Annotated in this window: 5 protein-coding genes and 1 pseudogene; 1 reads left to right on the top strand and 5 read right to left on the bottom strand. The window is 65.7% G+C overall.

Annotated elements, in window-relative coordinates:
• Positions 1-459 (bottom strand): MarC family protein (locus WAW85_RS11480; RefSeq protein WP_422559740.1); only part of this gene is annotated, 459 nt, incomplete at its 3' end.
• Positions 460-509: 50 nt separating this feature from the next.
• On the opposite strand from WAW85_RS11480, the gene WAW85_RS11485 reads away from it, so the two are divergent.
• Positions 510-1,568, top strand: a complete 1,059-nt coding sequence (locus tag WAW85_RS11485; RefSeq protein WP_422559741.1) for a magnesium and cobalt transport protein CorA — start codon at positions 510-512, stop codon at positions 1,566-1,568.
• An 18-nt stretch (positions 1,569-1,586) separates the two neighbouring features.
• On the opposite strand, the gene WAW85_RS11490 is transcribed toward WAW85_RS11485, so the two are convergent.
• The 4 genes and pseudogenes from WAW85_RS11490 to WAW85_RS11505 all read right to left on the bottom strand — a co-directional run.
• Positions 1,587-2,225: a suppressor of fused domain protein gene (locus WAW85_RS11490; protein ID WP_422559742.1), complete on the bottom strand. Its 639-nt coding sequence runs from the start codon at positions 2,223-2,225 to the stop codon at positions 1,587-1,589.
• Positions 2,197-3,366, bottom strand: a complete 1,170-nt coding sequence (locus WAW85_RS11495; RefSeq protein ID WP_422559743.1) for an ABC transporter ATP-binding protein — start codon at positions 3,364-3,366, stop codon at positions 2,197-2,199. Before WAW85_RS11495 ends, WAW85_RS11490 begins: the two co-directional genes overlap by 29 nt.
• 3 nt (positions 3,367-3,369) lie before the next feature.
• Positions 3,370-4,005 (bottom strand): annotated as a pseudogene (locus WAW85_RS11500) (carbohydrate ABC transporter permease); the annotation flags it as partial.
• Positions 4,006-4,407: 402 nt separating this feature from the next.
• A partial coding sequence (locus WAW85_RS11505) for a carbohydrate ABC transporter permease (RefSeq protein WP_422559744.1) occupies positions 4,408-5,373 on the bottom strand: 966 nt, incomplete at its 5' end.

Raw genomic sequence — 5,373 nt, forward strand, 5'->3', positions numbered from 1 at the left:
GTGCGCGGTGACAATCGCCGCGGCGATAGCCAGGTAGGCCGGGCCACTACCGTGGGCTTCGCCGACGGCGACGATCACCGCGGCGATCGCACCCGGTCCCGCGAGCAGCGGAGTGCCCAGTGGGACAAGTGCGACGTTCACTTCATCGTCGGCAGCGGCGCTCTTTGGTCCCCCCGTGCTGAACAGCAGCTGCAACGCCACGAGGAGTAGCAACAGCCCGCCCGCCCCCTGTAAGGCCGGAATCGAGACGTGCAGATAGCCGAGAATCGCGCGGCCGGCGATGGCGAAGACCGTGATGACCAGCAGCGACACCAGCGTCGCCTGCCACGCCGCCTGGCGGCGGTAGGCCGGTGTGCGGCGACCCACCAGCGACAGGAACACCGGAACCTGGCCGGGCGGATCCATGATCACGATCAACGTGATTGCGGTCGTCGTGTAGACGGTGAGATCAAAAGCCACGCTCCCACTCTAAGAGACACCGGAGTGGAGTTCTTCGATACCATCGGGGCGTGCCGAGCCACTCTCCGTCCGCCCGCGATCTCGTCCTCGACTGCGCCGTCTACGTTGACGGAGCGCGCCTGGACGATACCGGCGACTTTGCCCAGGCCTACCAGCGCGTTCGCGCCACCGGCCGCGGCTTTGTCTGGCTCGGTTTGCATTCACCCACGGCGGCCCGGATGGCATCGGTCGCTCGCGTCTTCAACCTGCATTCCCTGGTCGTCGAGGACCTCGTCGACGCGCATCAGCGACCAAAGCTGGAACTGTACGACGGCACCGTCTTTCTGGTCCTGCGCTCCATGCACTACGTCGACCACGCTGCGGTAGACAAAGCCAATGACATCGTGAGCTCCGGCGAAATCATGGTGCTGGCCGGCCCCGACTTCGTGATTACCGTCCGCCACGGCAACCACACCCAACTCGGCGGAGTGCGGGCTGCGCTGGAGAGCCGACCCGAGGCACTCGCCTTCGGACCCGTCGCCGTGCTGCATGCCGTCGCCGACCATGTGGTGGACAGCTACCAGCGCGTCGCCATCGATATGGCCGACGACGTCGATGAACTCGAAGAACACGTCTTCGCCTCGAGCACCACCGACCTGGACATCGACGTCGTGTACATGTTCAAGCGCGAGATCCTCGAACTCCATCGCGCGGTGGCGCCGCTGGCGGTGCCGTTGGCCTGGCTGTCGGGCGCCGCCGGCCCCGGTTCCACCCTGCGCGCGGAACTGCCCGGAGCCTTCGGCGAGAAGGAGATCCGACGCCACTTCCGCGACGTCGCCGATCACCTCACCGCCGCCGTTGACATGATCGACGGCTACGACGAGCGCCTCACCACCCTGCTCAATGCGGCCGCGACCAAAGTCGGCATTCAGCAGAACACCGATATGCGGAAGATCTCATCGTGGGCGGCCATCGCCGTCGTACCCACCGCGATCGCCGGAATCTACGGGATGAACTTCGAGCACATGCCGGAACTCGCCTGGCGCTGGTCGTACCCGGCCGTCCTGCTCCTGCTCCTGCTCATCTGCACCACCCTCTGGGTGGTCCTGCACAAAAACCGCTGGCTGTAGCCCCCACGTTGCGCGAACCTAGCTGGGGGTGACGCCGCCGCGTGTCGGATCGGTGACGTCGACGCCGCCCTCGTCCCATGCTTCCCGCAGCGCCTGCGCGCCCTTGAGCCGCACCCACGCGGCCTCATTCGCGGTGATCGGCACGGCCCGCAAGAACGCCACCGGATCGCGGCCGCCGCCCAGCGGCAGCGCGGGCACGTCCAGGTCCCTCGTGAGCAGGTAGGCCGAACAGACCGCCCCGCTCCACAGCGGCTCTTGCAGGTCGACAAGCGAATCGTCACCCAAGATCAGGCCCTCCACGGCCGGCGCCGCGGCGAGGGTCGCCAGCGACTTGTGCAGACCGGCCAACGGCGCACTCGGCTGCATCCGGACCACCAGCTCCACCCGCGGCCCGACGACCGGGTCCGGCACCAACTCTGCCGGATCGTGCATCGGGTGCCGCGCACAGCCAGCCGTAGCGAACACGACCAGCCTTGCCTCGGCGTCCGCATACCGCAGGACGTCGATGGGCTCGACCCCAAGGAAGGTCACGCTGGCTCGCTGCGGCGCAGCACCAAGGACCTCGGTCAGGTGCGCAGCGACCAGTTCGGGAACAGAACTCACCCGATCAGCGTAGACGGTGCCGAGGTCAGCGCAGGGTCTGACCGGTGTCGGCATCGAAGACGTGGAGCAGGCTGTTCTCCATCGCCAGGTGCAAGGTACCGCCGCGGGCAACGCGCGTCTGCGGGAGCAACCGGGCCACTTTCTGGCCGCCCGGGGTGCTGGCCCCCAGATCCTCGGCCAGCTGGTGGAGCACCGCTGCGGCGGCCGCACCGCGGTCCAGCGAGAAGTAGTAGTACTTGTCCGATCCCATCGACTCCACGATGTCCACCCGTGCGTCGAAGGTCGTCATCCGCGAGAGGTGCGCCGGCTCGGTGAACTCGGCGTCGGCCAGGTGCTCCGGGCGTACGCCGACCAGCACCTCGCCGCGGCAACCCGCCGCCTGCGCATTGGCGATCAGCTGACCGTGGTCGGGCAGCTCGATCACGCCGATACTGGTCTCGATGCCGGTCGGGGTGAGACGCCCGGGAATGAAGTTCATCGCCGGGGAGCCGATGAAGCCGGCGACAAACAAATTCGCCGGATGGTCGTACAGATCCTGCGGCGCACCGACCTGCTGCACCACACCGCCGCGCATCACGACGACGCGGTCGCCGAGGGTCATCGCCTCGGTCTGGTCGTGTGTGACATAGACGGTGGTGACGCCCAACCGGGCCTGCAACTCGGCGATCTCGGTGCGCATTTGCACGCGCAACTTTGCGTCCAGATTCGACAGCGGCTCGTCCATCAGGAACGCCTTCGGGTGACGCACGATCGCCCGACCCATCGCCACCCGCTGGCGCTGGCCACCCGAAAGGTTGGCCGGCTTACGGTCCAGGTGCTCCGCCAAATCCAGGATGCGCGCGGCCTCGTCGACCTTGGCCGCGATCTCCTCCTTCGGCAGCTTGCGCAGCGTCAACGGGAAGGCGATGTTCTCGCGCACAGTCATGTGCGGGTACAGCGCATAGCTCTGGAAGACCATCGCGATGTCGCGGTCCTTCGGAGCGACGTCGTTCATCCGCTCGCCGCCGATCGCGAGAGTCCCCGAGGAGATGTCCTCCAGGCCCGCGATCATGTTGAGGGTCGTCGACTTGCCACAGCCAGATGGTCCGACCAGGATGACGAACTCGCCGTCGGCGATGTGCAGGTTGACGTCCTGCACCGCCGTCGAGCCGTCCGGGTACTGCTTGGAGACATTCTCCAGAACGATGTCGGCCATGGATTATCCCTTCACCGCGCCGGAGGTCAGACCGGCGACGATACGACGTTGGAAGAAGAGTACGAACACGATGATCGGAATGGTGATCACGACGGCGGCCGCCGCAATCGACCCGGTGGGTTCTTCGAACTGACTCGCGCCGGTGAAGTTCGCGATGGCGACCGGCGCGGTGATGGCCCGCTGCGTCGACGTGAGCGACAGGGCCAACAGCAGATCGTTCCAGGCGAAGATGAACACCAGGATGGCGGCGGTCACCACACCCGGAGCGGCCAGCGGCACAATGACCCGGCGGAAGGCCTGCGACGGCGAGGCGCCGTCCATCATTGCTGCCTTCTCCAAATCCCACGGGATCTCCCGGAAGAACGCCGACAGGGTGTAGATCGCCAGCGGAAGAGCGAACGCGGTGTACGGGATCACCAGTCCGGCCCACGTGTCGAACAGGCCGAGCTTGCGCTCGATGTTGAACAGCGGGGTCACCAGTGAGATCTGCGGGAACATCGCAATCAGCAGCGCGGCGCCGATGAGCAGCTTCTTGCCGCGAAACTCCAGACGGGCGACCGCATAGGCGGCCATGGTGCCCAGGACCACCGCGATGAGCGTGGTGATCAGCCCGATACCGATCGAGTTGATCAGCGGTCGGCCGAAGCTGCCGCCGTCGGCAAGGGGCACCAAAATGCCCCAGATCAGGGCGACGACCAGTGCGATCCCGAGAATCCAGGTGGCCACCCGGGCGAGGCCCTGCCGCGACTCATTGCCGTCAGCCATCGCGCGACGCCCCACCCAGATCGCGACGCCGAGTAGCGCGAAGCCGACGACCATACCCACCAACACCCACCCGAGCTGGGTGAATACGCCGTCGGCAAAGAGGCTGCGGTAGTTGTCCAGCGTCCACTGTCGCGGGATGAAGTTGCCGTCGGTCACGCTGCCGATGGGCTTGAGCGAGAGGCTGATAATCCACCAGAGCGGGATGACCGCGTACAGGACCACCAGGATGTTGACGATGGTCCAGCCGACCCGCTTGTTGACCTGGTTCATGTTCGGCTACCGCCCCTCGTTGTCGGAACCGGGCGCCGAGGCCCCGAAGATCTTGATGAACACGAAGGCGATGATCGCCACGCACACGAAGATCAGCACGCTGATCGCCGATCCCACTCCCAAGTTGAAGGCCTTGAACAGGTTGTTGTAGCCCAACATGGACACCGAACCGGTGCCATTGCTGCCCTTGGTGAGGATGTAGATATTGTCGAAGATCCGGAAGGCGTCGAGCGTGCGGAACAGCAGCGCGACCAGGATGGCCGGCTTCATCAACGGAATGATGATCTTCCACAGCCGGGTCCACGCACTCGCACCGTCGATCTGCGCGGCTTTGAGCAGGTCGTCGGGCACCAGCGCCAGACCAGCCAGCAGGAGCAGCGCCATAAACGGGGTGGTCTTCCAGACCTCGGCCAGAATGATGATGAAGATCGACGGCCACTGCTGGGTCAACAGATCGGTATCGGTCGGGATCAGGTTCGCCAGATAGCCGGTCCCCGGCGTCCACGCGTAGTACCAAGAGAACGCCGCGGCAACCGTCACGATGCCGTACGGAATAAGGACCACGGTGCGGATGGTGCCTTTGCCGAAGATCGTCCGGTGCATGACCAACGCGATCAACATGCCCAGGATCAGTTCGATAATCACCGAGACCACCGTGATGAACAAGGTCACCCAGAGCGCATCCCACCAGAAGCTGTCGGTGAGCACCGTCGCATAGTTAGCGAAACCGATGAACTCGTTCTCGTCCGGCGCGGTCAGGGTGGCCCGGTTCAGCGACAGCCAGAAGGCATACAGGATCGGGTATCCGGTCACCAGCAGCATGACGATGGCCGCCGGTGCGACCAGCCAGTAGGCGAGCTTGCGCTCACTGGACTTACGTCCGGTGGCCTTGCGGTTCGCGCCGGGAGCGGACACGGGGCGGTCGGCGACCGCGGTGGTGGCCGCACCGGCCGACATCGCGGCCGCCGGGGC

It is taken from the genome of Gordonia sp. (in: high G+C Gram-positive bacteria) (genome assembly GCF_049299075.1).
Lineage (GTDB): Bacteria > Actinomycetota > Actinomycetes > Mycobacteriales > Mycobacteriaceae > Gordonia.